This is a genomic window from Treponema sp., assembly GCF_045641405.1.
Taxonomy (GTDB): domain Bacteria; phylum Spirochaetota; class Spirochaetia; order Treponematales; family Treponemataceae; genus Treponema_D.
Genome location: NZ_JAZUGX010000006.1, coordinates 176,527 through 201,562 on the forward strand (window position 1 = coordinate 176,527; position 25,036 = coordinate 201,562).

Annotated in this window: 22 protein-coding genes and 1 tRNA gene; 18 read left to right on the forward strand and 5 right to left on the reverse strand. The window is 41.4% G+C overall.

Annotation, left to right across the window (positions count from 1 at the left end; genetic code table 11):
* The first annotated feature begins 17 nt into the window (after positions 1-17).
* The 9 genes from ACKI39_RS01540 (at position 18) to ACKI39_RS01580 (ending at position 8,828) form a co-directional block, all read left to right on the forward strand.
* Positions 18-1,178 carry a hypothetical protein gene (locus tag ACKI39_RS01540; protein WP_407396971.1) on the forward strand — a complete coding sequence of 387 codons (1,161 nt, stop codon included), beginning with the start codon at positions 18-20 and terminating at the stop codon, positions 1,176-1,178.
* Complete coding sequence (locus ACKI39_RS01545) at positions 1,172-2,437, forward strand: ComEC/Rec2 family competence protein (RefSeq protein ID WP_407396973.1); 1,266 nt, start codon at positions 1,172-1,174, stop codon at positions 2,435-2,437. The genes ACKI39_RS01540 and ACKI39_RS01545 overlap by 7 nt, the downstream gene beginning before the upstream one ends.
* Before the next feature lie 10 nt (positions 2,438-2,447).
* Positions 2,448-3,326: a 16S rRNA (adenine(1518)-N(6)/adenine(1519)-N(6))-dimethyltransferase RsmA gene (gene rsmA / locus ACKI39_RS01550; RefSeq protein ID WP_407396975.1), complete on the forward strand. Its 879-nt coding sequence runs from the start codon at positions 2,448-2,450 to the stop codon at positions 3,324-3,326.
* A 2-nt stretch (positions 3,327-3,328) separates the two neighbouring features.
* Entirely contained in the window at positions 3,329-4,048 is a 720-nt protein-coding gene (locus ACKI39_RS01555) for a YggS family pyridoxal phosphate-dependent enzyme (RefSeq protein ID WP_407396977.1), read from the forward strand.
* A gap of 47 nt (positions 4,049-4,095) precedes the next feature.
* A complete protein-coding gene (locus ACKI39_RS01560; RefSeq protein ID WP_407396979.1) occupies positions 4,096-4,548 on the forward strand; it encodes a hypothetical protein in 453 nt (150 codons plus the stop codon).
* Positions 4,548-5,534, forward strand: a complete 987-nt coding sequence (locus tag ACKI39_RS01565; RefSeq protein ID WP_407396981.1) for an RluA family pseudouridine synthase — start codon at positions 4,548-4,550, stop codon at positions 5,532-5,534. The genes ACKI39_RS01560 and ACKI39_RS01565 overlap by 1 nt, the downstream gene beginning before the upstream one ends.
* Before the next feature lie 14 nt (positions 5,535-5,548).
* A complete protein-coding gene (locus ACKI39_RS01570; protein ID WP_407396983.1) occupies positions 5,549-6,289 on the forward strand; it encodes a pseudouridine synthase in 741 nt (246 codons plus the stop codon).
* Between the two features lie 82 nt (positions 6,290-6,371).
* Positions 6,372-7,463, forward strand: a complete 1,092-nt coding sequence (gene trpS / locus ACKI39_RS01575) for a tryptophan--tRNA ligase (RefSeq protein WP_407396985.1) — start codon at positions 6,372-6,374, stop codon at positions 7,461-7,463.
* Between the two features lie 27 nt (positions 7,464-7,490).
* On the forward strand, positions 7,491-8,828 hold the full coding sequence (locus ACKI39_RS01580) for an MATE family efflux transporter (RefSeq protein WP_407396987.1): 1,338 nt from the start codon (positions 7,491-7,493) through the stop codon (positions 8,826-8,828).
* Between the two features lie 92 nt (positions 8,829-8,920).
* On the opposite strand, the gene ACKI39_RS01585 is transcribed toward ACKI39_RS01580, so the two are convergent.
* Together ACKI39_RS01585 and ACKI39_RS01590 are read right to left on the reverse strand one after the other, a co-directional pair.
* Positions 8,921-9,655 carry a HEAT repeat domain-containing protein gene (locus tag ACKI39_RS01585; RefSeq protein ID WP_407396989.1) on the reverse strand — a complete coding sequence of 245 codons (735 nt, stop codon included), beginning with the start codon at positions 9,653-9,655 and terminating at the stop codon, positions 8,921-8,923.
* 67 nt (positions 9,656-9,722) lie between these two features.
* Positions 9,723-10,376 carry a hypothetical protein gene (locus ACKI39_RS01590; protein ID WP_407396991.1) on the reverse strand — a complete coding sequence of 218 codons (654 nt, stop codon included), beginning with the start codon at positions 10,374-10,376 and terminating at the stop codon, positions 9,723-9,725.
* Between the two features lie 113 nt (positions 10,377-10,489).
* Here ACKI39_RS01590 and coaD point away from each other — a divergent pair, with 113 nt between their 5' ends.
* From coaD to rnc, 4 genes are all read left to right on the forward strand, one after another.
* A complete protein-coding gene (coaD, locus tag ACKI39_RS01595) occupies positions 10,490-10,966 on the forward strand; it encodes a pantetheine-phosphate adenylyltransferase (RefSeq protein ID WP_407396993.1) in 477 nt (158 codons plus the stop codon).
* A gap of 178 nt (positions 10,967-11,144) precedes the next feature.
* Positions 11,145-11,333, forward strand: a complete 189-nt coding sequence (gene rpmF, locus ACKI39_RS01600) for a 50S ribosomal protein L32 (protein ID WP_318688477.1) — start codon at positions 11,145-11,147, stop codon at positions 11,331-11,333.
* A 13-nt stretch (positions 11,334-11,346) separates the two neighbouring features.
* The gene (gene acpP / locus ACKI39_RS01605) at positions 11,347-11,583 is read left to right on the forward strand and encodes an acyl carrier protein (protein WP_407396996.1); all 237 of its coding nucleotides are present in this window, start codon (positions 11,347-11,349) and stop codon (positions 11,581-11,583) included.
* A gap of 73 nt (positions 11,584-11,656) precedes the next feature.
* The gene (rnc, locus tag ACKI39_RS01610) at positions 11,657-12,415 is read left to right on the forward strand and encodes a ribonuclease III (protein WP_407396998.1); all 759 of its coding nucleotides are present in this window, start codon (positions 11,657-11,659) and stop codon (positions 12,413-12,415) included.
* 19 nt (positions 12,416-12,434) lie between these two features.
* Here rnc and ACKI39_RS01615 read toward each other — a convergent pair whose 3' ends face one another.
* On the reverse strand, positions 12,435-14,339 hold the full coding sequence (locus ACKI39_RS01615) for a GTP-binding protein (protein WP_407397000.1): 1,905 nt from the start codon (positions 14,337-14,339) through the stop codon (positions 12,435-12,437).
* A 67-nt stretch (positions 14,340-14,406) separates the two neighbouring features.
* Here ACKI39_RS01615 and ACKI39_RS01620 point away from each other — a divergent pair, with 67 nt between their 5' ends.
* From ACKI39_RS01620 to ACKI39_RS01635, 4 genes are all read left to right on the forward strand, one after another.
* Positions 14,407-15,759 carry an MATE family efflux transporter gene (locus ACKI39_RS01620; RefSeq protein ID WP_407397002.1) on the forward strand — a complete coding sequence of 451 codons (1,353 nt, stop codon included), beginning with the start codon at positions 14,407-14,409 and terminating at the stop codon, positions 15,757-15,759.
* Between the two features lie 66 nt (positions 15,760-15,825).
* A complete protein-coding gene (locus ACKI39_RS01625) occupies positions 15,826-17,661 on the forward strand; it encodes a diguanylate cyclase domain-containing protein (RefSeq protein ID WP_407397004.1) in 1,836 nt (611 codons plus the stop codon).
* 111 nt (positions 17,662-17,772) lie between these two features.
* Positions 17,773-17,845 (forward strand) — tRNA-Gly (locus ACKI39_RS01630).
* Positions 17,846-18,198: 353 nt separating this feature from the next.
* The gene (locus ACKI39_RS01635; RefSeq protein ID WP_407397006.1) at positions 18,199-19,224 is read left to right on the forward strand and encodes a glycoside hydrolase family 5 protein; all 1,026 of its coding nucleotides are present in this window, start codon (positions 18,199-18,201) and stop codon (positions 19,222-19,224) included.
* Between the two features lie 88 nt (positions 19,225-19,312).
* Here the strand turns inward: ACKI39_RS01635 and ACKI39_RS01640 are convergent, their stop codons facing one another.
* On the reverse strand, positions 19,313-21,013 hold the full coding sequence (locus ACKI39_RS01640) for an EAL domain-containing protein (RefSeq protein WP_407397008.1): 1,701 nt from the start codon (positions 21,011-21,013) through the stop codon (positions 19,313-19,315).
* Positions 21,014-21,035: 22 nt separating this feature from the next.
* The gene (locus ACKI39_RS01645; RefSeq protein ID WP_407397010.1) at positions 21,036-23,156 is read right to left on the reverse strand and encodes a cache domain-containing protein; all 2,121 of its coding nucleotides are present in this window, start codon (positions 23,154-23,156) and stop codon (positions 21,036-21,038) included.
* A gap of 129 nt (positions 23,157-23,285) precedes the next feature.
* On the opposite strand from ACKI39_RS01645, the gene ACKI39_RS01650 reads away from it, so the two are divergent.
* Entirely contained in the window at positions 23,286-24,704 is a 1,419-nt protein-coding gene (locus tag ACKI39_RS01650) for an amidophosphoribosyltransferase (RefSeq protein ID WP_407397012.1), read from the forward strand.
* The last annotated feature ends 332 nt before the right edge of the window (positions 24,705-25,036 follow it).

Consider the following 25,036-nt stretch of genomic DNA (forward strand, 5'->3'; position numbering starts at 1 on the left):
ATTTAACAGGATAGAATATGAAAAGAATTATTGCATTTGCCGTTACAATGACAGCGTTCCTTCTTTCCTTTGCCGAGGAAAAGAATTCAAGCATGGTGGAGTTCTACCGGGGAAACATAAAAGACAAGATTTCAGCCGTAAAGAAATCCTCTGAATCAGGAGATTCTTCTGTAGCTGTAAAATCCATTGAATTTCTGATCGATACAAATGAAGTCCTTGCCAATGATGAGGATTACAATGCACTTGCCGAGGTCAGCATCCGTTCCTTCAATTCTCGAAATACTGTAGGGAATGAAAAGCAGGTTTCTGCACACCTTTGCTCACTTTTTAGGATGACTGAAAGCCAGAGGGTCAAGATTGCCATCATCGATTTTTTCAATACAATGCCCAACGGAGAAGCAATCCAGATGATCAATGATTTCTTCTACAAAAAAATGCAGAACCATAATCCAGTGGATGATACGGTCATCAGGGCTGTTGAATTCATGGGGCAGAAGGGTAATGCCGCTTCCTTCAACAGGCTGTTCATTGCGGACATTCTTGAGGTCTGGCCTGAATTCAGTCCTAAGATCGCAGAATGCTATGGAAATCTTGCAGAGGAAAACCGCAGGGAAATACTTCAGATGATCGTCAGTGTTCCTGCAGACAAAAAAATTGTCATACTCAACAAATTGAATGCAAATCCAAAAATTTCTAAAAAAATTTGCGGAGAATGTGCAGAAAATGTACTTTCTTCGGTTATTAATAAGGGTGAGGAAGTTAAATCCAAGGAAAAGAAAGAAGACCTGATTACTCTGGAACTTCTTTGCCTTGAGACGGTTGCAAAGACAAAATGGACCAGAGCTTCTGTTGTTGCGACAAAGGCATTTGAGAAAGTTCGTGGTGAATATGAGCTGAAGGAAATTTCAGATGAGCAGTTCACGAAGGCAATCTCAAACATCTCTTCTGTTGCAAATTCTGATACAGTTGTGGTTCTTTCTTCTTATCTGGATTTTCTTAACAAGAGTACTGAGTCAGGTCAGGCTCCTGCTAAAGACGTTGTTCTTTCCGTAATCAACAGTTTGGGAGAACTGGGAGACAACAGAGCCTTTGATTTTATCTATGCTGCAACATCCCTTGATTATCCAGATGATGTCGTTGAGGCTGCCAAGTCTTCCATTACAAAACTCAAGTGGTAGAAACCTTAAGAAAAAGATTTTTAAATCCATTCTTTATTGCGGCAGTCCTGTTTGCAATTCCTGTTTATGGCGGTCTGGTTAAAGTCGCGGACCGTCATCCATTTAAATCCCTTGTTCTGACTGAATCGATAGTGGAGGTCAAAGGAAAAATAGTTTCCAATCCAACACAGAATTCCAGCGGTAGGTTTTATAGCATAGTGCTTTCTGTGGATCATGTAAGGGCCTCATGGACAGGTTGTGAAATGTCCAGTGAAGCAAATGGAAATGTAACCTGTCTTGTTCCATCAGATATTGTGGAATCCCTTTATCCAGGAAAACTTTTCTCTTCATTCGGTAAGAAATCAATATTTGAGAAAGGTGAGGAAGTCTGCTTATATGGACGATTTAATGGTGTTTTTTTTTCTGCAACTGATGCGGATTACATTGAATCAAAAAAATGCTGGTCTAATATGATCGTACATGCAAGGTCTCTGTGCAGGCTTCAGTTCAAGCGCCTCATGTACAGCTGGAATAATGCGGGTGGCTTTATACTGGCTTTGCTTTCTGGTTCAAGGGAATATACGGAAAAAAGACTTACGGATAATTTTCGGAGGGCAGGGCTATCGCATATACTTGCCTTGAGCGGTATGCATCTTTCTTTCTTTGCAGGTCTCGTAGGGGGTACAGGAAAAAGACTGTTTGGAAAAAAATCAAGTTTCTTTCTCAAGCTTTTGGGAATACTTGTCTTTGTCTGGTTTGCTGGACTGTCTCCATCTTTGCTGAGGGCCCTGTTGTGTTCCGTCATTATGCTTCTTTGTTCATCGGTCTTTTCTATGGATGTTGATTATTTTCTTGTGCTTTGTTCTGTGTTTTTAATTCATTGCGTCATTTCACCTTCTGATATCTTTTCCGCAGCTTTCATTCTTTCATATGGGGCACTTGGTGGAATCCTTTTGATGGGAGATTTCTTTTACGCTTTGCTTTGCCGTGGAATTCCAAACAGGATAAGTTCCTCCTTGTCAGCATCTCTTGGTGCACAGTGTGCCACAGCACCAGTTACCATCGACATGTTTGGTGCATTGATGCCCTGTGGAATCGTTGCGAGTGTTGTTGTTTCTCCTATGGTAAGCATTTTTCTTTCTGCGGCATTGTTTTCCATAGTCATATGCCTTGTCCTGCCTTTTCTTGCACCTGTGTTTGGTTGTATAATGAATGTGCTCTATAAAATAATTGCCATGACGGTCCAGGTTTTTGCCTTTGTTCCGCCTTTGGTTTTATAAGGAAAATTAGATGAAACATCCAGACTACAATTCACCCACAGAACTTAAAAGCTTTCTCGATGAACACGGCTTTGCCATGCAGAAAAAGTTCGGACAGAATTTCATGATCAACGGAGATGCAAGAAAAAAGATCATCGATGTTCTTGATCCTAAGGAAGGTGAGGTGATCTGGGAAGTCGGACCAGGTCTTGGATGCATGACAGAAGAGATCATGGCTCGTGGGGCAAAATTGAATGCCTTTGAAATCGATAAAGGTTTCATAGGATTACTTCATCAGTTCTTTGAAGAACAGGAGTCAAAGGGAAAATTCAGCATTACCGAAGGTGATGTCCTCAAGACATGGAAAAAGTATTACGAGTCTTGTGGAATGAAGCCTGTAAAGCTTTTTGGTAATCTTCCTTACAATATTGCCGCTACCTTCATTGCAGATACGATAGTTGAAGGGCTTGTCTTTGATAAATGTGTTTTTACAGTTCAGAAGGAAGTGACGGAAAGAATCGCTGCGGCCCCTGGAACTGAAAACTATTCTGCCTTCAGTGTATTATGCCAATGGGGGTATGATGTTAAAAAAGGTATTGTTCTTTCAAGTGCAAATTTCTGGCCTCGCCCAAATGTTGCCTCCCAGGCTTTTTCCCTTATAAAAAAAGAGACCCCTGTTCAGTGCAGTGATAACAGACTCTTTGTAAAGGTTGTCCATGCTCTTTTTGCTTCCAGACGAAAGACCTTGCTCAACAACATCAAGCCTCTTTTGCTTAAAGGCATGGATGTTGATGAGATTTTTGACAAGGCTGGTATCAGTAAAAATGAAAGAGCGGAAAACCTTAACGTTGAGCAGTTTGCCAAGATTGCCGATGTGTTGAGTGATTGTCTGCGTTCTGCTAAAATCTAGGCATGACAGAATCACAGATTGCAGAGAATTTCCATAAAGTTAGGGAACAGATAAAAAATGCGGAGATTAAGTCTGGCAGAAAGGAAGGCAGCGTAAAGCTTTGTGCTGTAAGTAAATTTCATCCTTTGCAGGATGTGGTTTCTGCCGTAAAAGCAGATCAGTTTCTCTTTGGTGAAAACCGTGTCCAGGAAGCTTATGGTAAATTCACTGAACTCAATCGTAATGACGTCCATCTTCACATAATAGGACAGCTTCAGACAAATAAAGTAAAGAAGGCTGTAGAAATCGCGTCCTGCATCCAGTCTGTGGACAGGGATTCTTTGCTTGCTGAGATAGAAAAGCAGGCGGCGAAGCTGGAAAAGAACATTCAGATTTTCTTTGAGTATCATACGGCAGAAGACAGCAAAAGTGGCTATGGAGACATTGATTCAGTTCTTGTTTCTGCGGAAAATTTTGAAAAGGGACTATATCCTCATATTACACCTGCTGGGCTTATGACTATGGCTCCATTCACAGAGGATGAAAATGCCATCAGAAACTCCTTTGAAAAACTTAGAAAACTTAGGGAAGAACTCAATTCAAGGTTTCCATCCCTTCCAATAAATGAATTGAGCATGGGAATGAGCGGAGATTACAGGATCGCCATAGAGGAAGGCAGCACCATGGTCCGTGTTGGGACCGCATTGTTTGGTGAAAGGGATTACGGTCAGGACAACAAATAAGAATGAAAAGATTTCTTTGCATCTTGTTTTCAATTATGTTTTTCTCAATGATGGCAACACAGAGTGCATATTGTGAAGAGTCTATTGAACCTGAGCCATACAGTAAGGAAGAGTTTCCTCAGTGGGCATTGGATTTAAGGCGATTTGAGGTAGTTTCCCTTGGATCAATCCCCTTTGCCATGATCGGTGTCACCATTGCCTATGGTGCAATTGAAATGAACAGGGGAAACATGAGCTCTATTCCTAATCCATTGAATCCAAGCTCCCTTGATGAAAGTGAACAGCTTAAAATTCTTGGAATGACCGCTTGTACAGGTCTTGTGATTGGTCTTGTGGATTTTACTGTTAACCTAATTGTCAGGCATAATAAAAGGAAAAGACTTGAAAGACTCAATGCCACTAAGCAGGTTGATGTTGTCCCTCTTACAACACCTGAAGAGGCAGACGTTCTTGAGGATGATTCCCAATTCATCGACGACATTGAGAAAGGGGATGATTGATGTCTTTTTTTTCTAACAAGGTTCCTCTCAATTACGGCAAGACAGAAAGACTCGATAAATACATTGCAAACCTTTCCAATGGAATGAACCGAAGCAAGCTTAAAAGCGGGGTCGTTGGCATATTCGTCAATGGAAAGCCACAGAAAATTTCCTATAAAATTAAACCTGGCGATCAGATTGACATTCAGTGGGAAGAAAATATTCCTGACAATATTGAGCCTCAGGATATTCCTCTTGATATAGTCTATGAGGATGACAATGTTTGTGTCGTCAATAAGGAGCAGGGAATGGTAACTCATCCTGCCTGTGGGAATTGGGATGGTACTCTTGTCAACGCCTTGCTTTATCATTGGGGACGTCAGGCCATCAAGGAAATAAAAGAAGAGGATGCAAGCTCTGACAGGATTCTTGCAAACCGTCGTCCTGGTATTGTCCATCGTCTTGATAAGGAAACTTCTGGCATAATAATCACTGCAAAGAACCGTGATACGGAGGAATATCTTTCAAGCCTTTTTCGGGACCATAGGAAGATCAAGAAGGAATACATCTGCATCTGCATGGGACGGCCTCAGCATCAGCACGGAAAGATCAAGACCCAGATCATAAGGGATCCAAGGGACAGAAAGAAATTCCGTGCAGTCGTGGATACTGACGAAGGTAAATACGCTGAGACTCATTACAGCTGCATAGCCTGCTATGGGGAATATTCCCTTATGAGGGTTAGAATTCTGACAGGAAGGACCCACCAAATTCGTGTCCATATGAAATATCTTAACTGTCCAATTCTTGGAGACAGTATCTATGCCAAAAGCGATAGAAAATTTCCAAATGCAACCTTGATGCTCAACGCCCATAAGCTTACTGTCAGGTTGCCTGGGGCAAGGGATTATAGTGAGTTTAAAAGCAAAACTCCAAAGAGATTCCGTGATATCATGAAGGTTCTTCACCGTGATTTTTCAAAGGTCCTTCTGCCCAAAGACAGATAGGGAGTGTCATTAAAATGAATTCCTTGTATGAAAAAATCCGTATCATCCATTTTCCTTCTGAATCTGAGCCTTTTGTGGTTTTGGACAAGCCTAGAGGTCTTCCGAGCGCACCTTTGGCTCAAGGTGACCGATGCGTGGTCACGTTTGTACTTGAAAAATTTCCCGAGATAAAATCTGTTGCAGGAAAGAAGCCTATCGAATATGGGCTTGTACACAGAATTGATACTGAGACCAGAGGTCTTCTTCTCATTGCTACGAGCCAGGATTTTTATGACAGGATCAATCAGGAACAGACAAACGGTCGTTTCATCAAAGGCTATGAGGCTGATTGTGACCTACTTGCTTGCAACGAAGGCTTTCCTGCTTCTGGTGGTTTTTACGAAAATGTCTTGAATGGTATAAAAAAATTGACTAACGAAAGTTCGTTGGATGTTGAGCTTTGTTCAAAATTTCGTCCATACGGGCTTAAGAACAAGGAAGTAAGGCCTGTAACAGAGTTTTCAGGTAAAGCTGCGGAAAGGAAAGCAAGTCCAAAGGAATACAGGACTAAAATAAAGCTGACGAAATCAGACGGTGGAATTCACGCCAGTTGTTCCCTTACGGAAGGCTATAGACACCAGGTGCGCTGCCATCTTGCTTGGATTGGTTTGCCCATAAAAGGAGACCCTTTATACAATGATGTAAAGGATCCTGATGGGGAATTCAAATTTACCGCTACCAGTCTGGAATTTCTGGGATTCAGATTTTCACTTTAACCTGTCCTTTAGGTTGTTGATTGAAAATTTCTTGATTTTACAATAGTATGTAGTTCATATAATTTTATAAGAGGAAAAAATCATGGCAGAAGAAAATACAGAATTTGACCCTAACAAGACTTTTGAAGCAGCGGTAGAACGTTCAAAGGCCCTTGAAGCAGATATTCAGGTTAACCCAAAAAAATACCGCGTACTTACAGGTGACAGACCTACAGGACGCCTTCACATCGGTCATTATTTCGGTTCTCTTCAGAATCGTGTTCGCATCTCAAAGATGGGTGTTCCAACAATGATCCTCATTGCAGACTATCAGGTTCTTACAGATCACGATGCATTCGATAAAATCAGCCAGAATACAAAGCAGCTTGTAATCGATTACCTTGCAGCTGGTATAGAACCTGGCAACGATGTAATCATCTATCCACATTCTTATATTCCTGAATGCAATCAGCTCATGCTTCCGTTCATGACATTGGTAAGCAATTCTGAACTTAGCCGTAACCCAACCGTTAAAGAAGAAATTCAAAGTGCAGGCCTTACAAACGTAAACGCAGGTATGTATACATATCCAATTCACCAGGCTTGCGACATTCTTTTCTGCAAGGGAAATGTTGTTCCTGTTGGAAAAGATCAGCTTCCTCATATTGAACTTACACGCAACATCGCAAAATCTTTCAACAAGAAATTCTGCAAGGGGCGTGATCCAATTTTCCCAATGCCTCAGGCACTTCTTTCCAAGACACCAAGCATCATGGGACTTGATGGTAACCAGAAGATGTCAAAGAGCCGCAACAATGCAATTTTCCTCTGCAATACGGAAGATGAAACTGCGGCCCTCATCAAGAAGGCAAAGACAGACGGTGAACGCGTAATTACTTACGATCCTGTAAACCGCCCTGAAGTTGCAAACCTTCTTTCCCTCATCTCTCTTTGTACAAAGGAAGATCCTGCTGCTGTTGCCTCACGCATCGGAGACAAGGGAAGTGGAGAACTCAAGAAGTGCCTTACAGAAGCCCTTAACGAAGAGCTTCGCCCATTGCGCGCAAAAAGAGCCGAGCTTGAAAAGAACGAAGACTATATCCGCAAGGTGCTTCTTGACGGTGTGGATAAGGCACGCGCCATTGCTTGTCAGACGCTTGATGAAGTTCGCGAAGCAATGAACATGAAGATTTGATCTATCTTGGATCCAAGGTGAAACTAATTGACTAAAAATCTTACTGAAGGAAATCCTTTAAGGTTGATCCTTGCATTTTCATTGCCTGTTCTGCTGGGGAATCTCCTCCAGCAGTTCTACAATATGGCTGATACTTCCATTGTCGGGCTTTATCTAGGCTCCAATGCCCTTGCGGGTGTTGGGGCTTCTTCGTCTGTTCAGTTTCTTGTCTTAGGTTTCTGTGAAGGACTTACAACTGGTTTGACTGTTCCTGTTGCACAAAGGTTCGGCGCAGGTGACATATCTTCCATGAAAAAGAATATCTTCAACGGCATGCTTCTTCTTGGAGCCGTTTCCATTGCTGTTACCTCTTTATGTGTTGTCTTCTGTTCAGGCATCCTTCATATACTCAATACTCCAGATGATATCTTTGTAAATGCATATACCTATCTTGTAACTACATTTGCAGGCATTCCATTGATGATCCTCTATAACTACATGTCTGGAATCCTTCGTGCTGTCGGTGACTCTAAGACTCCTCTGGTTTTCCTTGTGTTCTCAACTGTCTTCAATCTCGGACTTGATGTTGTATGTGTCATGGGGCTGGGACTTGGTGTTCTTGGGGCAGCCTTGGCGACTGTCGTGTCGCAGGGGTTATGTGGATTGCTTTGTTTCCTCTATATCAATAAAAGAGTCGAGGTCTTAAAGCTTAATAAGGAAGACTGCGTTCCTTGCAGAAAGATGATGCTTTATCTTCTTGGACTAGGGTTGCCCATGGGGTTGCAGTTTTCCATTACAGCAATAGGCAGCATGATACTTCAGACGGCAAACAACAGCCTGGGATCAACCTATATTTCAAGCTTTACAGCCGTAACAAAACTTAAGCAGCTGTTCTTTTCTCCGTTTGTTGCCCTTGGCATCGCGGTTTCAACCTTTGCAAGCCAGAATCTTGGTGCGCAAAAAATCGACAGAATCAAGAAAGGACTTTGGCAGGGGACTTTTATCGGAGTTCTGTTTGGTCTTTGTCTTGGAGTTGTTTTCTGGTTCTTTGGTGAATATTTCATAATGCTTTTCATCCATAAAGATGAGGTTGAAGTCATCATGTATGCAAAGCAATATCTTGTGACCTTGGGAATTTTCTATTGGGTTATAGGATTCCTCAACCTATGGCGACCTTCCGTGCAGAGCATCGGCTATTCTGGAAAGGCGATGTTCGCTGGGTTCTTTGAGCTTGCGGCTCGTTCTCTTGTCACATATATCTTTGTTCCTGTCTATGGATATTCGGCTGTCTGCTTTGCAGATCCTATGGCATGGATTTTCTCAGCATCATTTATAATACCAGTGATGCTCTTGGCTCTACGTAAGATGGAAAAGAGGGCAAGGTAAAACGGCCTTCTGTTGCAAAAAAAATGCAAAAAAAAAAAGACATTCGGTGTACCGAATGTCTTTTTTATAATACTAGTAAACTTACAGATTACTTACTTTGCGTCGTTGCTGTTCTTCTTTTTGCTGCTGCCACCCTGGAGAGACTTAAGAAGCTCTGTTGCTCTTGTGCGAACAGGTGTTGCATATCTGTAGTTTGTTCTGATTTCAGAGATTGACTGGATCATTGGTCCCTTGTCCTGAACATTAGGAGCAAGCTTTTCATATGCATTGAGGATTTCAAGTGCAAGTGAGCTTGTTGGGTTGAGTGCTGCGTATCTCTTGTGAACGAATTCAATCATGTTAACAACTTCGTCGTTGTCGTTGATGCCGATGTTTCCAAGGGAACGGATAGCTGCTGTTACTACCATTGGTTCCTTGTCTTCTACAGCGATTGAAACCAAAGTGTTCTTTGATTCTTCTGTTGCTACTTCACCAAGAAGGTCACAAGCCTGTGCACGAACATCAGGGAAGTTGTTCATTACACGACCGTTTGTTCTTGCGGTTGTCTTTACGCCTTCGCCAGCGAGACGGCTCAAGGAAGCGATGACTTCTGGAGAAGTTCTTCCGCCTTCAACAGCATCCTTAAGATAGCTGAGGGCTACGAGCTTGTTGTCGTAATCGTCAGATGCTGCAAGTTCACCGATGATTGTGTCTTCAGCACTTGCCATGTATTCGTCTTCTACTGTTGTTTCCGATTTTCTCTGGCTCTTTACAGTCTGTTCCTGTGCAAACAAAGCTGATGAAACTAAAATGCAGCATGCGCATGCAAGTAGTTTTGTTACTTTCATATATGGTTCCTCCATGTGAAATCCTTCAAATTATAAAATACATTATATAAAAAATCAATCGAAAATTTTAACTTGGGTTCTGTGGGAGCACAAGCTTCCATTTTCCGCTGATTTTTTTGAAAGAGTAGTATACTATATCTTTATCGTCATCTACCTGAACAACATTAACCTCTGTTTCCGTATCATAACGAATTTCGTCAACAGTTCTGCCTCTTCTTGCAGGAATGAATACAAATTTGAAGTAGTCTTCAATCGTGTTGAGCCTCAATCCCTTTTTAGGAAGTCTCTGTGCTGCCTTTGTAAGATTAGGCTTCTTTGTCCAGTATGCATAGCTTTCTGGAGCAAGGTAGCTTGTCCATCCCTTGAAGTCGCCGTTCTTCATGTAGATTGCAAGGTCTTCGATGATCTGAAGGATACGGGTCTTGTCTTCCACGAAGGTCTGCTTTGTGACTGTAACGTTTGTAGTTGAACGCTGGTATTCCTGCTCTTCAACTTCTACTTCAGGTTCTTCCGCCAGCTCTTCGACTACTTCAGGTTCCTCTTCCAGAATTTCCTCGGGTTCCTCTTCCTTAGGTTCCTGGACTGGTTCTTCTGCTGGAGCTTCGACAGGAGGAACTGGTTCTGGTTCAGTCTGAACTGGTGTGGATGGAGTAGAGCCGCATCCAGAAAGAACGAATGTGAATATGGTTGCAACTATTGCTGAATATAAAATCTTTTTCATGACTATATTTTAATACGCAAATGGATATTGGTCAATTTTTTAAGAAATTAAATTGAAAATTCTTATATTTCTTCCTTCTTGAAAAAGCCCGTCCTTTGGAATATTATTTCCCCATGATTAAAGCAGTTTTCGCAGGTACTTTCGATCCTCCAACCTTGGGACATCTCAATATTATAGAAAGGTCTTCAAAGCTTTTTGATCAGCTTGACGTACTTATATCAGTGAATCCCGACAAACATACTCTTTTCAGCGATAAGGAAAGGATGGAAATGCTCCTTGAACTGACAAAGGGCTATTCCAACGTCAGCGTACACATATGGAATTCCCTTGTCGTCGATTACTGCAAGAAAGAAAACGCAACGGTTCTTGTTAGGGGTGTCCGCAATGCCATGGATTTTGCCCATGAATTTGATCTTTCCCTCATGAACAGGCAGCTGGGGTCTGACATTGAGACCTTGTTCCTTCCTACTGAACAGAAGTTTTTCCTTGTCCGTTCGTCAAGCATCAAGGAGGCTGCTCGTTTTGGCGGTGACGTCAGCAAGATGGTTCCTCCATTGGTGGAGAAGGCTTTGAAAGTCAAATTCAGCTGATTTCATCCATGTCCGGGTTTCAAAATTACAAAATTTGTCAAAATGTCATAAAAAAACAGTAAAAAGAATTGACAAATGTTTTATAATGCTTGTATAATTCTTGACATTAAATGGGAATCTGTAGTAATATCAACAACGTTATACAGATAACTTAATCATTATAGCGAGGTTATATACTATGGCAGTACCTAGATCCAAAACATCAAAGGCCGTAACAAAGAGAAGACGTGGCGTTAACATGCACTTGGATACACCTAATCTTGTTCCATGTGGCAACTGCGGAAACCTTGTTCTTCCACATCACGTATGTGGTAAGTGTGGTTTCTACAAGGGACGTCAGGTTATTACTCCAGAAGTAAACGGCTAATTAGGAGATTAAGATGGACGAACTTTTCGAGAAGATTCAGAAGCTCATTGCAGAAAAACTTGAAATTGATGCAGAAAAAGTAACACTTGAAGCATCATTCCGTGGTGACCTTGGTGCAGACAGCCTTGATACATACGAGCTCGTGTATGCTATCGAAGAAGCTATGGGTGTTTCTATCCCAGATGACAAGGCAAACGAATTCGAAACAGTTAAGGATGCTTACGACTACATCAAGTCACAGCAGCAGTAATTCATACTGAATCCGTTTAAGAAAGCACAGTTTAATACTGTGCTTTTTTTGTTTTAAATACTATAATCAAGCCATGATTTTGCGTGATTTTTTTTATCCAAAAAAAGATTTGACCAGGGAAAGAAAAAAGAGTCTTGAAGGCTTTTGCAGGAACCTTGGTCTTCATTTCAGGGACTACTCAATCCTTGATCTTGCTTTCCATCATAGATCATATTCAAATGAAAACGAATCTCATAAAATATACAACAATGAACGTCTTGAATTCCTTGGGGACAGCGTTCTTGGTCTTGCTACGGCTTCTTTTCTCTATAACGACATGGAAAAAAACAAGGAAGGAGACCTGGCAAAGATAAAAAGCAATGTTGTAAGTGAGCAGACTTTGGCTCCCATAGCCCTGGATAAAATGCATCTGGATAAATATCTGGTTCTTGGTAAGGGTGAGGAAATGAGTGGTGGACGGACCAAGAAAGCAATTCTTGCTGATGCCGTGGAAGCTGTCATAGGCGCCCTGTACATTGATCAGGGGTATGAAGCGGCTGAGAAACTTGTGCTTGAGCTTATCGTTCCTGAAATCAGAAAGGTTCAGTCCAACACTGGGCACAAGGATTACAAGACCATGCTTCAGGAATATTTTCAGAAGAAGAGCGGAGGAAAGTGTCCTTTGTATCGGCTTGAAAAATCGACTGGTCCTGATCACGACAGGATTTTCTACACTTCCGTAAAGCTTGGGGAAGTGACCTATGGACCTGCCACAGGAAAGAACAAGAAGGAATCGGAACAGGAAGTTGCCAGGGAAGCTTTGGTTGCCTTGGGCCTGATCGAGAAGAATTGAATTCCTTGCTTGCCTAGGTCTATGTTTTTATATGCCTGTAGCTGTCGACTAGATCCCAGTTTACGACAAAGCCTGCGCCGTGGGAGCAGAAGACGCTCGATGATGGATTTGACAGGTCAGCATCAGGGTTGTAGTTGATTTCTTCAAGAACTTCCTTTTCATCATGGCAAATATCATAACCTGAGACTTCCAGCGAAATGTTTCCTTGTCCCTTTGTATAGGATCTGATTTCGTTGATGTAGTTTTTCATTGTGGATACTGGAACCTTTCCGTGGAGGACTGCAAGACCGTCTTTATTTTCATCGAGAGAACTTGTTCCGCTCATTTTTTCCAGATCATTCATGAATCGACCGATGGAATTTTCAGGGATGACGGCCTCATAGGAATAGATGGGTTCAAGCAATGTTGATTTTGATTTCATCAATCCCTGCCGTATGGCACGGTAGGTTGACTGCCTGAAATCACCGCCTTCCGTATGCTTAAGATGTGCGCGTCCTGCGACCACCTCTATCTCCATGTCGGTTATAGGGCTTCCTGTAAGGATTCCTGCATGGGTCTTTTCCTTCAGATGTGTCAGTATCAGACGCTGCCAGTTGGTGTCAAGGCTGTCTACTGGTATGTTGGATATGAATCTCATTCCGCTTCCTCTTGGCAGTGGGCTCATCTTTAGGTGAACTTCTGCATAATGCTTCAAAGGTTCATAGTGGCCGATTCCGATTACAGGCTCGAGGATGGTTTCCTTGTATGCGATGCGTCCTTCACCGAATTCAATGTCAATTTTATGCTCATCCCTTAGAAGCTGTTTGATGACTTCTGTCTGGACCTGTCCCATGAGCTTTACGAATATTTCTTCTGTCTGCTCAGAGTAGTCTAGGGAAATCTCTGGAAGCTGGTCTTCAAGTTCCTTGAGAATTTGCAGCATCCTTGATGTGGTTGTTCCATCTGGAATAATGACGGAATAGATCAAGGCAGGCTCAAATGAAAAATCTTCCTTTGCTTTTATGGAGCCATAGCTTTTTCCTGCAAATGAATATGAAAGTCCCGTCACGGTGCATATGTTGCCAGCTTTTAGTTCCTTTACCTGCTGAAATTTTTCTCCTGAGTAGATTCTGATTTCGTTTATTTTTTCGTCTTCAAGAAAATCTTTTACCCTTAGAATACCGCCCGTTATCTTTAGGTGGGTAAGGCGGTTGTTCTGTCTGTCCCTTGAAATCTTATAGACTGTGCATCCAAAGTCATCGTCGTATTTCGGTATGGTAAACCATTGTCCAAGGACATGGAGCAATTCCTCGATTCCTTCCATTTTTAGGGCCGAGCCAAAAAGGCATGGGAAAATTTTTCTTGAGGAAATCAAAGTCCTGATGTCAACGGAGGAAGGCTTTGTTCCTTCAAGATATTTTTCCAAGGTTGTGTCATCGTTGGAAGCAATCTGTTCAAAAAATTCCGTGGTGAACATCTGTTCCTTTGAAAAGTCCGTTATGGCAGGTGAAAGAATTTTCTGCAGCTTGAATAGAATTTTATCCTTGTCGGTGTCGGGCATGTCCATCTTGTTTACAAAGATGACTGTAGGAATTTCATAGCGTTTGAGCATAGTCCACAGTGTCTTGGTGTGGCTTTGAATTCCGTCGGAAGCATTTATCAGGAGGATCGCCGCATCCAGAACCGAAAGGGTTCTGCCTGTTTCAGCAGTGAAGTCAACATGACCTGGAGTGTCTATCAATGTGATCCTGTCATTAAGCTTTGCCTGCTTTGAAAAAATAGTGATGCCTCGTTCCCTTTCAATGGAGTTGTTGTCGAGAAAGGTGTTCTTCTGCTCAACTCTGCCAAGAGTTCTGATTGAACCTGCAGTGTAGAGCAGGCTTTCTGACAGTGTTGTTTTTCCTGCGTCGACATGGGCAAGAATCCCAGTGATTAATGTAGACATATGAACATTATACCATATGTTGAAGGAGAAATTGCAGATATGCTGAATAAAAGGTATAGTTTCTGCTATGAATTCCAGAGCAAGGGATTTGACCACTGGTCCATTGATTAAACAGATTTTGATTTTTTCACTTCCTCTCATTGCAAGCGGAATGCTTCAGCAGCTGTTCAACTCCTGTGACATTGCGGTAGTGGGGCGATTTGTTGGACCTGAGGCATTGGCTGCTGTTGGTAGCACGGCTCCATTGATAAATCTTGTTCTGAATATATTCATGGGCTTGAGTGTCGGTGCAAATGTCTTGATAGCATCCCTTGAGGGTCAGAAAAAATATAAGGACATCAGCTCTGCCGTTCATACAATCATATTGCTTTCATTGATCTGCGGTTTTCTGCTTACAGGTCTCGGTTTTTGTTTCTCAGGAAAAATTCTTGTTTGGATCGAAACTCCTGTGGAGGTTCTTGAGTCTGCGGATGTATACCTTAAGATATATTTCCTGGGATTCCCTTTCATCCTTCTTTATAATTTTGGAGCAGCTGTTCTTAGAGGAAAGGGAGAATCCTTTAAACCTGCCGCTTTTCTTATAGTCGCTGGGTTGCTCAATGTTGTGATGAACCTTGTTTTTGTTCTTTGCTTTGGAATGGGAGCCGCTGGTGTTGGAATCGCAACGACGCTTTCCAACGTGTTCAGTTCTGCCTGCATTTTGGTCGCCTTGTCTCGAGAAAGGGATGAATATAGATTCAGCGTAAAAAAGCTTTCACTTGCCAGACATCACTGTTCAGTTATTTTCAGGATAGGAATGCCAGCTGGAATCCAAGGTATTGTGTTCAGTCTGTCGAATCTCGTCATTCAGGGGGCATTGAATACACTGGGATCAAAGGTAATGGCAGGAAGCGCTTCTGGAGTGACCTTTGAAATCTTTGGCTATTTCATTGTCTCTGCTTTCGTTCAATGTGCGGTCACGTTTTCAAGTCAGAACTATGGTGCTGGAAACATAAAAAGATGCAGGCAGTCCTATTATTACTGCATGCTTATGAGCGTTTTTTTGACCATGGCATTTTCAATAATATTCACTGTATTTCGATTTCCATTGTCGGAGCTTTATTCAAAGGATCCAGAAGCTGTTCAGTATTGTGCAGAAAGAATACTCAAGGTCGAAATAGTTCAATTCCTGATAAATTCCTACGAAATAACTGCAGGTGCATTGAGAGGTTTAGGCTGCTCATTGACTCCAGCCCTCATAACGATAGTTGGCACCTGTTCCCTTAGGCTTGTCTGGATTGGAACCGTTTTCCCAAGATTCAACACCTATGAATCGATTCTTTTTGTATATCCTGTTTCCTGGGTTGTTACAGGAACTGCCATGATCATTGCTTATGTCGTTTATACGAGGGAAAAGTTTTCTGAGCTTGAACACAAGTAAATTTGAATGTTTTGTTATGTTTATACATGACCTTTTTTCTAGGATTTTTTGATTTATAATTAAGGCATGAAGAAAATAAAGCATCTCTTTATGGTTTTTCTCCTTTTAGGCCTAGTGTTTCCAGTCCTATTTACTATGTATGAGGTTGGTGTCTTTTCTAGGCCTCCTAGGGTTGATGTTTTAAATACAGTTGAAGATGAAAATGCGCCTTTGCTTAGGGTTGTGGCGGACTTTGATTTTTCTCCCTATTCATATTATGACAGAAACAACGAAGTCTGCGGTCTTGATGTTGAGCTTGTAAACCAGATAGCCAACGAGCTTGGAATGAGATCCCAGATAACATTCACAGATTGGCCTAACTGCAAGAAATTGCTTCAGAATAAGGAAGCTGACTTGATATTGGGACTTGAGATTTTTTCCCATATGAATGGCGTCTTGAAATCTGTTCCTGCTTCCAAGGATTCTCTTGTAATATTCGGAAAGAACAAGATCAATAATATTGCGGAGCTAAAGGATAAGAAAGTTGGTCTTATGGTGAATTCCGTAATCACAAGAATCTTCGACCTTAATTGCGACTTTGTGGAATTCTTTACAAACACCGATATTCTTGATGCTGTTGACAGTGGAAAGGTTGATTATGGTATCTGCCATCATTCTGTAGGTGTTAAAATCATAGAGAAAAATCATCTTAAAATTTTTTCAAGCGTTGAATTGATGAACAGCTATCCTGCCATTGGAATTCGCGATGATCTTCCAGAACTGAGGGATAGAATAAATGACATCATAATAAAGTTGAGTAACGAAGGCTTTATTTCAAAAATTGATGAGAAATGGATCGATAATTACACGGAAGATAAATCAATAAAGGAGGTCTTCAACCGTCAGACCAGGTTCTATATCATCTACTTTATTTTTTATTTCATAGTTTCCTTTTTGTTTATCTTTCTTCTTCTCCATCTTTATCATAGAGAAAAGGAATTCAATGAAGCGCTTGAGTATCAGAGCAAACTTAAGAAGCAGAATGATATTCTTTCTTCGATTGCTGGTGTATACAATACGATGCACATCATCAATCTGTCTAAGAACACTGTCAAGGAGATTCGTTCGACGGATCAGGTAAGGGAATATGTCAACAGTACCGTAGACGCAATGAGTCAAATGAGGGCTGTCGTATCCAATACAGTTATTCCTGAAGATGTGGAAGCTGCCTTGGAGTTTACGGACCTTTCTACGATTGCTGAAAGATTCAAGGAAAAGAAGATTCTTCTTGCGGAATTCAGAGGTTCACAGATCGGTTGGTTCTGCATTCAGTTTATTCCTATTTCCTATGCAAATGGAATGGTAGAGGATGTTGTCTTTACCTCTCAGATAATCGATGAAATGAAGAAGGAAAACGAAAGGCTGCTTAAGCTTTCTTCATATGATGAACTTACCAAGCTTCTCAACAGACATAGCTATGAGGAGAAGATGAATTCACTTAAGGAAATCGGAGAGGGCAGTTTTACCGTTGCTCTTTTTGACATCAACGAGCTTAAGGCAACAAACGACAACTTGAGCCATGCTGCAGGTGATGAACTGATCGTAGGGGCTGCAAACTGTATCGATAGTATTTTCAGTGAGATTGGAAGCTGCTATAGGATCGGTGGGGATGAATTCATTTTTTTATGCGAGAAGGAAATTCCTGACATGCAGGTTTATTTTGACAGGCTTAAGGAATTGACCTCTGCATGGAAGGGTAAGCTTGTGGAAGAACTGCATATTTCTTCGGGTGGTGCAGTTTCTTCTGAGGTTGAAAATTTCACCATGGAAAACATAAAGACCCTCATAAGTATTGCTGAAAAAAGAATGTACGAGGACAAGGCAAATTATTACAAGCTTACAGGTCGAGAAAGGCGAAAGTAGGGGATTGGGGACTTGTTCTAGCAGTGATTATTTTTTTGAAAAAAATTGAGATTTTTTTTGAATTCTTATTGACAAAATATCTGCAATTTTATATATTCTAATTATCGCAACGCGGTAGTCGTATAATGGCTTATTACCCCAGCCTTCCAAGCTGGAGACGAGGGTTCGATTCCCTTCTACCGCTTAAAGCCTTAGCAGTTTTGCTAAGGTTTTTTCTTTTTAAATTCTTTTGACTGTTTTGTTTTATGTCGGGAATCGAACCCTGCGGGTTCTGCCCAACAGGCATGGCCTGTTGGGTGCGTAGCGGATGACAGTCCACAGGACTGTCATTTTTTCCGCTCCTTATCTTCTACCGCTTAAAACCTTAGCAGTTTTGCTAAGGTTTTTCTTTTTTAAATTCTTTTGACTGTTTTGCTTTATGTCGGGAATCGACCCCTGCGGGTTCTGCCCAACAGGCATGGCCTGTTGGGTGCGTAGCGGATGACAGTTGCTAAAGCGTTAATTCTGTAGGATAATGATTGTATTTATGGAGGAATCATGAAGGTTTTTGGTAAAATTGCCCTTGTTGCGGGAGTTGCGTTTCTGCTTGCTTCCTGCTCAAATAAATATAAGGATGATACAAGGCTTGCCATTGAAGACGGTAGGACTGTTGTGGAGCGCTATGGTCAGCTTCAGGTCATTGGAACTGATCTTTGCAACCAGGATGGAAAGCCTGTGCAGATAAGAGGAATCAGTTCCCATGGCCTTCAGTGGTATGGAAAATATGCAAATGAAGATGTAATCAAGTGGCTTCGTGACGACTGGAACTGTCAGCTCTGGCGTGCTGCCATGTATATTTCTGAGGGTGGTTATTTAAGCTCAAAAGCCATCAAGAACCGTGTTATCGATTCTGTAGATGCATGTATCAAGAACGGCATGTATGTAATGATTGACTGGCATGTTCTTGGAACTAAGGATCCTATGGCTCACCTTGATCTTGCTAAGGAATTTTTTGACGAAATGTCAAAAAAATATGGTCAATATCCCAACATCATCTATGAAATCTGCAATGAACCAAACGGTGACAATGTTACATGGGAAAATAACATAAAGCCTTATGCAGAAGAAGTCATCAAGACAATTCGCGCTAACGATCCTAACAACATCATCATTGTCGGTACTCCAATCTGGAGTTCTCAGCCACAGATTGCCGCAAAGAATCAAATTAAGGCAAAAAACATTATGTACACAGTTCACTTCTATGCTGGTACACATGGAAAGGAACACAGAAGGAATGTTAAGAAGGCTTTAAAGCTGGGTGCTCCTGTCTTCTGCACTGAATGGGGAACAACCATGGCATCTGGGGACGGCGGTGTATTTGAAAAATCAACTCTTGAATGGATGAAGTTCTTTGAGGAAAACAACATTTCATGGGCAAACTGGGCGCTCAACAACAAGGGAGAAGACAGCGGTATTCTTGCCTATGGTAAAGACAAGGAAGCCAAGGGTGGGTGGACTGATAAGGACCTTAGCCCTGACGGTAAGCTCATCAGAAAAATTATTAGAAACGAAATAGAAAAATAGACAAAAGAAAAAAGAATGTCCAAAAACTTATACCCTGAAGTCATCGTGTCCTTGGACATAAGCTGGGGGATGTTTTAGGACATTCTTTCTACAGAGTCAGGTCTCCAAGAAGCGCTTCGAATTCTTCCTTAGGTTTTGGCTTGCTGAAGTAGTAGCCTTGTGCCATGAAGCAGCCACTTTCTTTTAATATCCTTACATCATCCTTTGTCTCAACTCCTTCGACTATGCATTCAAGTCCCATGGTCTGAGCCATTGATATAATTGATTTGAACATCAGCTGGTCTCGGCTTCCATCTTTCTGTGCTCCGAGCAGAAGAGATTTATCAACTTTAAGTACATCCCAAGGAAGCTCCTTGATGAGGGAAAGTGAAGAAAATCCCGTACCAAAGTCGTCTACAGCGGTGCTGATTCCTTCTTTGTTAAGTCCAGTAACAAGAGGTCTTAATTCCTCGTTGTCTGCGTCTGAAGCAGATTCCGTAAGCTCAATCTGAATCAAAGAGCGTGGAATATCGTATTTATCGATGGTAGAAGTGATCACATCTACCAGATTTGTCATTGCAAGTGTAGCACGGGAAAGGTTTACGGAAATCTGAGGAACATCTTTACCTTCATTCAGCCATTTTCTGATATCCTGGCAGACATGGTTGAGCATGTATAGGTCCAGATATTTTATGGTAAGGTTGTTTTCAAGGACAGGAATGAACTGGTCCGGGTAGATCATGATTTCCTTGTGGATCCATCTTACCAGTGCCTCTGCGCCTTTTAGGCTGTAATTATGAAGCTCAACCTTCGGCTGGTAATATACAAGGAATTCCTCACCCTTAAGGGCATCTGTATACCAGGATTCTATTTTACGCTGCATCTCAAATTTCTTTTTGAAGCTTTCATCGTATTCGATGAATTTCAATCCAGGACTTCTTCTTGCAATGGTAAGTGCAGTAGATGCTGAGGAAAGAATCATATATGAAGAATCAAAACCTTCCAATTCCATGTTGTATCCAAAGTTGGAGTAAAGGACTATATATTCCTCCGTTCCTTTCTCTGTCATTATTTTCATTTCCGTGGAGCTGAGGTAGGCTATCAATTCTTCCTTAAGGTCTTTCCTGAACACGATGAATCCGTTGTCACCGCCAAGTGCCACATCGAATCCGTCTGCGTCCGGGTCATCACCAATGATTTTTTTTAGACCGTTATGATACATTTCAAGTACCATTGTCGCTTGCTTTTCACCGATCTTTTTGTTTATTTGACCGAATCCATGAAGATTGTACTGAAGGATTCCAAAGTTCTCAATTTTTCCTTCGTTTAAAAACTGATTCAGCTTGTAGTGGAGGAATGTGTTGTTGTATACATCCTTGAATCTCATTTCGTGGAACATGGCAAAATTAAGATGCTTGTTTAGAAGGATGTTTCCCGCCAAAAGGAATATGAAGCGGCTTAGGAATTCCATGCATTCTTTTTCTGTGTCGGTGAACGGTTCATCACCCTTGAACTGATAGAAATTGTAGCTTGCATCTACAAATCCGCTGCTTATGCCTGTTGCCGTGTAGTAATTGTCTGGATCAAAATTTTCAGCTACATAGCAGTTTGCATGTTCAGCACCAAAAGTTCCGTGTCTGTTGTCCTGATTGATGGTTTTAATGACTTCGATTCTTGCAACCCTAAGAGCATTGCAAAGGTCAGTTAGATGAACGCTTATGTCATCCAGATTTGAGTTATGGACAACTGAAATTTCGCGTGATGCCTTTGTGAGTCCTTCTATGATTTTTTTATAGTTCAGTTCCTGCATTTTATTCCCCGTTACCTAGATGCTAAAGCTGGGGTATTTCCAGCAGCAATTCATAGTAAAAGTCATCTGTAGAAATCGTCTTTATCGTTCCGTCCATAAGCCAGATAAGGTTGTAAGCCGAAAGAAGCTTCATTTCATCATCATTGATTTCTCCGCTGAATTTCTTTTGTGCGGCTTCAATTTTTCTAAGCTTTTCAATTTCATGGGTCGTGAATCTATATCCGTCGATTATAAACTTGAACTGAAGGGTATAGCCAAAAGTGTTTTTCTTTATGGAAGCTATCGTTGTGATTGCACATTCAGGATTCTTAAGCTCAAGAAAATGGATTATTCTTGAAACAGCTTTTTCTATGGCTTCTCTGTCGCCAAAAAGTGTTTCTTCTGGTTTTTCCTTTGCGTTGACGGCGATGTTTTCCTTCTTTATCGCATCCCTTGTTGCGCGGATTTCAATGTTTTCAAGAAGATAGGAAAGCTCGTAGTCCTTTTCGTGAAGGGAGTAGTTGAAATTTGTAAAACGCGAAAATTCTGCATTTTCAAGAATGTTGCTATGAAAATCAATTGCTTCTTTCTCAAAGAACTCTGATGCTTTCTTTATGTCCGCATTTCCACCAAGATCTTTGATTTTCTTTGACCAGGTAAGAAGTTCCTTTGCCATTGCTTCGGAAGTCTGCAGCATTTTTTCGTTGTTGATTAGGTCGTTTTTCTGTCTTGCCTTGTAATGTATTTCCCTGCTGAGTATGCTTTCAATCACACGTCCTATAAAACTAGAGAAATTTTCTATGAATTTCTTCAATGCTTCAGGAGTGAAAGGGCATTCTTCCTTTGGCGATATGACGAATTTGCCTACGAATTTATTGTTGATGAGTATAGGTGCGCTTTCTGTTTTTGTAGAATCGTTGTTGATTGAACCTATCAGCTTTTCCATCCTGTTGTCAAAAAGACAAAGGTATACATTCATTTCTTTTTCAAATCGTTCCACATATGGGGCATAGTCTTCAAAGTTTATGAAAGTTGAAAGATTAGAGGTTGCAAATTCCGAATTTATTCCGTTGAGGACGTTGTCCATCCTGTTTATCAAGCTTTGGGTCGCATTTGAAATGATTTTGATTTCTTCAACGGAATCTTCAAAACTTACTTCTGATTTAAAGTCTCCTACAGCTGCCTGACGGAGTCTTTCCGCCATGTGTTCGACAGGCTCTGAGATGATTCTTGAATGCTTTCCTATGTAGAATCTGGAGAACAGAACGACTATGGTGCATATTGTTATGATGAGTCCCAAAGCAACCCAGAATGTACCAAGGAAATCTGTTACTGGAGCATCGATGATGACAGCCCACCCTGGAGTGCCTTCAATGAGGTGGCTGCTGTAGCAATGGAGGACACCGTATTTAAATATGTGGCTTGAGTTTCTTGTATCTTCAAGTGACCTTCTTTCAAAATCCGTGACTTTTGGGAAAGTTTTGTTTTCTTTTGCAGATCTGCTGTTTGAGCCTTGTGTTCCATCCTTGTAGAGGCTTGCTACGGTTTTTCCTTCTTTGCCAAGTAAATAGATGTTGCAGTTCTTTGAAATGTTGAATTCCTGCAATATGTTGTTGAGGATATTGATGTCGATTGAACAGAACAGCACGGAATCAATTCTTCCATTATATATTCCGTTTTTCCAGACAGGTGCACCAATGATAAGGGATTTCTGTCCGTCAGTCCTTGATATGAGAGGATCACTGACACAGACGTTTCCCTTTATTGCTTCCTTAAAATAATCCCTGTCACCGCGGTACTGGGTATCCATATCGGAATATCCGTCCTTGTTGATGATCTTGCATCTTATGAGCTTGTATTCATTTGCCTTGTTTGCAAGGATCATTTCTTTTGTTTTTGTGGAAATATGAGGATTTGAGAGCTCAGGTATTGATCCCATGCCCTGTGCGATGTTCTTGTAGGATTTGATCACCCATTCAATTCTTTTTGCGCCTGTCATGGCTTCTTCCTTCAGCGTGGAAGTCATGATGTTTACCGTGGATGCATATATGAAAAGAAGGCTTGTCACTGTACATGTGGATAGACTTATGACAAGCACTGTGGTGTTGAGTTTATTTATTATTGAGGAAATGTTTTTCTGCCTTGAAAAAAACTTAATTTTCATATCGTATCTATATTAATGTAAAAAATCTTAAATTCAACAATATTGAATGAATATAAAAAAATTATAATTGAAAAAAGAAAGCATAATTGGTAATATTCGTCTCGTATTTAATACGTTTCGAGGTATGATATGGGCGGAATTTTTGGTGTTGCTTCTAAAAGCGATTGTTCATTGGATCTTTTCTTTGGTGTAGACTATCACAGCCATCTTGGCACACGCAGGGGAGGTCTTGCTGTTCTTAATGAAGACGGAACTTTTGAGCGTTCCATCCATAACATCTCGAATTCTCCTTTCAGGACAAAGTTTGACAGCGACATTAACGATATGCATGGAAAGCTTGGTATTGGCTGTATTTCCGACTATGAAGCTCAGCCTTTGCTTGTCCACAGCCATCTCGGCAGTTTTGCCATTACCACAGTCGGCATCGTTACAAACAAGGATGAACTGGTTCAGGGCATTCTTGATGCTTCAAAGACCCACTTCCTTGAAATGTCAGGTGGAGAGATCAATCAGACTGAACTTATCGTTGCCCTCATCAACCAGAAAAATACGATAGAAGATGGTATCAGGAATGTTCAGGAAAAAATCAAGGGCAGCATTACAATGCTTGTCATGACAAAGGATGGAATCTATGGTGCTCGCGACAAGCTTGGCCGTACTCCTCTTGTTATCGGACAGAAAGATGAAGGTTACTGCCTTAGCTTTGAAAGCCATGCATATCTTAATCTTGGTTACAAGGATTTTAAGGAACTTGGACCTGGCGAAATTGTTTTTGTAACTCCTGAAAAAGTTGAGCAGGTTCAGAAGCCTGGGGACAAGATGAAGATCTGTACTTTCCTTTGGATTTACTACGGATATCCAACCGCCTGCTATGAAGGTGTCAATGTAGAGCAGATGAGATACAACTGCGGTGCATACCTTGCAAAACGTGACAAGGAAAACAACATCAAGCCTGACTGCGTTGCTGGTGTTCCAGATAGCGGTACAGCCCATGCTGTTGGTTATGCAAATGAAAGCGGTGTTCCCTTCAGCCGTCCATTCATCAAGTATACACCAACCTGGCCTCGTTCATTCATGCCTACAAACCAGAACCAGAGAAACCTCATTGCACACATGAAGCTGATTCCTGTTCAGCAGCTCATCAAGGACAAGAGCATTCTTTTGATTGATGACTCCATTGTTCGCGGAACTCAGCTTAGGGAAACTACAGACTTCCTCTACGAAAGTGGAGCAAAGGAAGTTCATGTTCGTCCTGCATGTCCTCCAATCATGTTTGGCTGCAAGTACCTTAACTTTAGCCGTTCAAAGAGCGAAATGGACCTTATTGCTCGCCGCGTAGTTCGTCAGTTTGAAGGTGATGATGTAAGTCCTGAAGTTCTTGCAAAATACTGTAATCCAGATACACCTGAATATGCAAAGATGCTTGAAGAAATCCGCAAGCAGCTTCATTTTACGACATTAAGATTCCATCGTCTTGACGATATGCTTGACAGCACAGGCCTTGACCACTGTAAGCTTTGTACTTACTGCTGGAATGGTGTCGAATGAAAGTACCTCCTGTACTTTCATTCGACGACAGAAGTTGCTAAGCAACTTCTGTCAGGATTTATTGCTTTCCTGCAACAGCGACGTCCTGTCGCTGATAGTAATCCTAGTTTTAAATGCTTGATGATACACGTCCTGTGGATTATTCTTGCGAAAGAATTTGCTAAAGGCAAATTCTTTCATGCAAAGTTGCTAAACTGTTGCAGGCGACGTCCTGTCGCCGGTAGTTTATGGCTCCTGTACTTTCATTCGACGACAGAAGTTGCTAAGCAACTTCTGTCAGGATTTATTGCTTTCCTGCAACAGCGACGTCCTGTCGCCTGTAGTAATCGTCC

Excerpts from the sequence above, each read along its gene's own strand:
- ACKI39_RS01540 (WP_407396971.1), top strand. The coding sequence starts at position 18 with ATGAAAAGAATTATTGCATTTGCCGTTACAATGACAGCGTTCCTTCTT.
- rsmA (WP_407396975.1), top strand. The coding sequence starts at position 2,448 with ATGAAACATCCAGACTACAATTCACCCACAGAACTTAAAAGCTTTCTC.
- ACKI39_RS01555 (WP_407396977.1), top strand. The coding sequence starts at position 3,329 with ATGACAGAATCACAGATTGCAGAGAATTTCCATAAAGTTAGGGAACAG.
- ACKI39_RS01560 (WP_407396979.1), top strand. The coding sequence starts at position 4,096 with ATGATGGCAACACAGAGTGCATATTGTGAAGAGTCTATTGAACCTGAG.
- ACKI39_RS01565 (WP_407396981.1), top strand. The coding sequence starts at position 4,548 with ATGTCTTTTTTTTCTAACAAGGTTCCTCTCAATTACGGCAAGACAGAA.
- ACKI39_RS01570 (WP_407396983.1), top strand. The coding sequence starts at position 5,549 with ATGAATTCCTTGTATGAAAAAATCCGTATCATCCATTTTCCTTCTGAA.
- trpS (WP_407396985.1), top strand. The coding sequence starts at position 6,372 with ATGGCAGAAGAAAATACAGAATTTGACCCTAACAAGACTTTTGAAGCA.
- ACKI39_RS01585 (WP_407396989.1), bottom strand. The coding sequence starts at position 9,655 with ATGAAAGTAACAAAACTACTTGCATGCGCATGCTGCATTTTAGTTTCA.
- ACKI39_RS01590 (WP_407396991.1), bottom strand. The coding sequence starts at position 10,376 with ATGAAAAAGATTTTATATTCAGCAATAGTTGCAACCATATTCACATTC.
- coaD (WP_407396993.1), top strand. The coding sequence starts at position 10,490 with ATGATTAAAGCAGTTTTCGCAGGTACTTTCGATCCTCCAACCTTGGGA.
- rpmF (WP_318688477.1), top strand. The coding sequence starts at position 11,145 with ATGGCAGTACCTAGATCCAAAACATCAAAGGCCGTAACAAAGAGAAGA.
- acpP (WP_407396996.1), top strand. The coding sequence starts at position 11,347 with ATGGACGAACTTTTCGAGAAGATTCAGAAGCTCATTGCAGAAAAACTT.
- rnc (WP_407396998.1), top strand. The coding sequence starts at position 11,657 with ATGATTTTGCGTGATTTTTTTTATCCAAAAAAAGATTTGACCAGGGAA.
- ACKI39_RS01615 (WP_407397000.1), bottom strand. The coding sequence starts at position 14,339 with ATGTCTACATTAATCACTGGGATTCTTGCCCATGTCGACGCAGGAAAA.
- ACKI39_RS01620 (WP_407397002.1), top strand. The coding sequence starts at position 14,407 with ATGAATTCCAGAGCAAGGGATTTGACCACTGGTCCATTGATTAAACAG.
- ACKI39_RS01625 (WP_407397004.1), top strand. The coding sequence starts at position 15,826 with ATGAAGAAAATAAAGCATCTCTTTATGGTTTTTCTCCTTTTAGGCCTA.
- ACKI39_RS01635 (WP_407397006.1), top strand. The coding sequence starts at position 18,199 with ATGAAGGTTTTTGGTAAAATTGCCCTTGTTGCGGGAGTTGCGTTTCTG.
- ACKI39_RS01640 (WP_407397008.1), bottom strand. The coding sequence starts at position 21,013 with ATGCAGGAACTGAACTATAAAAAAATCATAGAAGGACTCACAAAGGCA.
- ACKI39_RS01645 (WP_407397010.1), bottom strand. The coding sequence starts at position 23,156 with ATGAAAATTAAGTTTTTTTCAAGGCAGAAAAACATTTCCTCAATAATA.
- ACKI39_RS01650 (WP_407397012.1), top strand. The coding sequence starts at position 23,286 with ATGGGCGGAATTTTTGGTGTTGCTTCTAAAAGCGATTGTTCATTGGAT.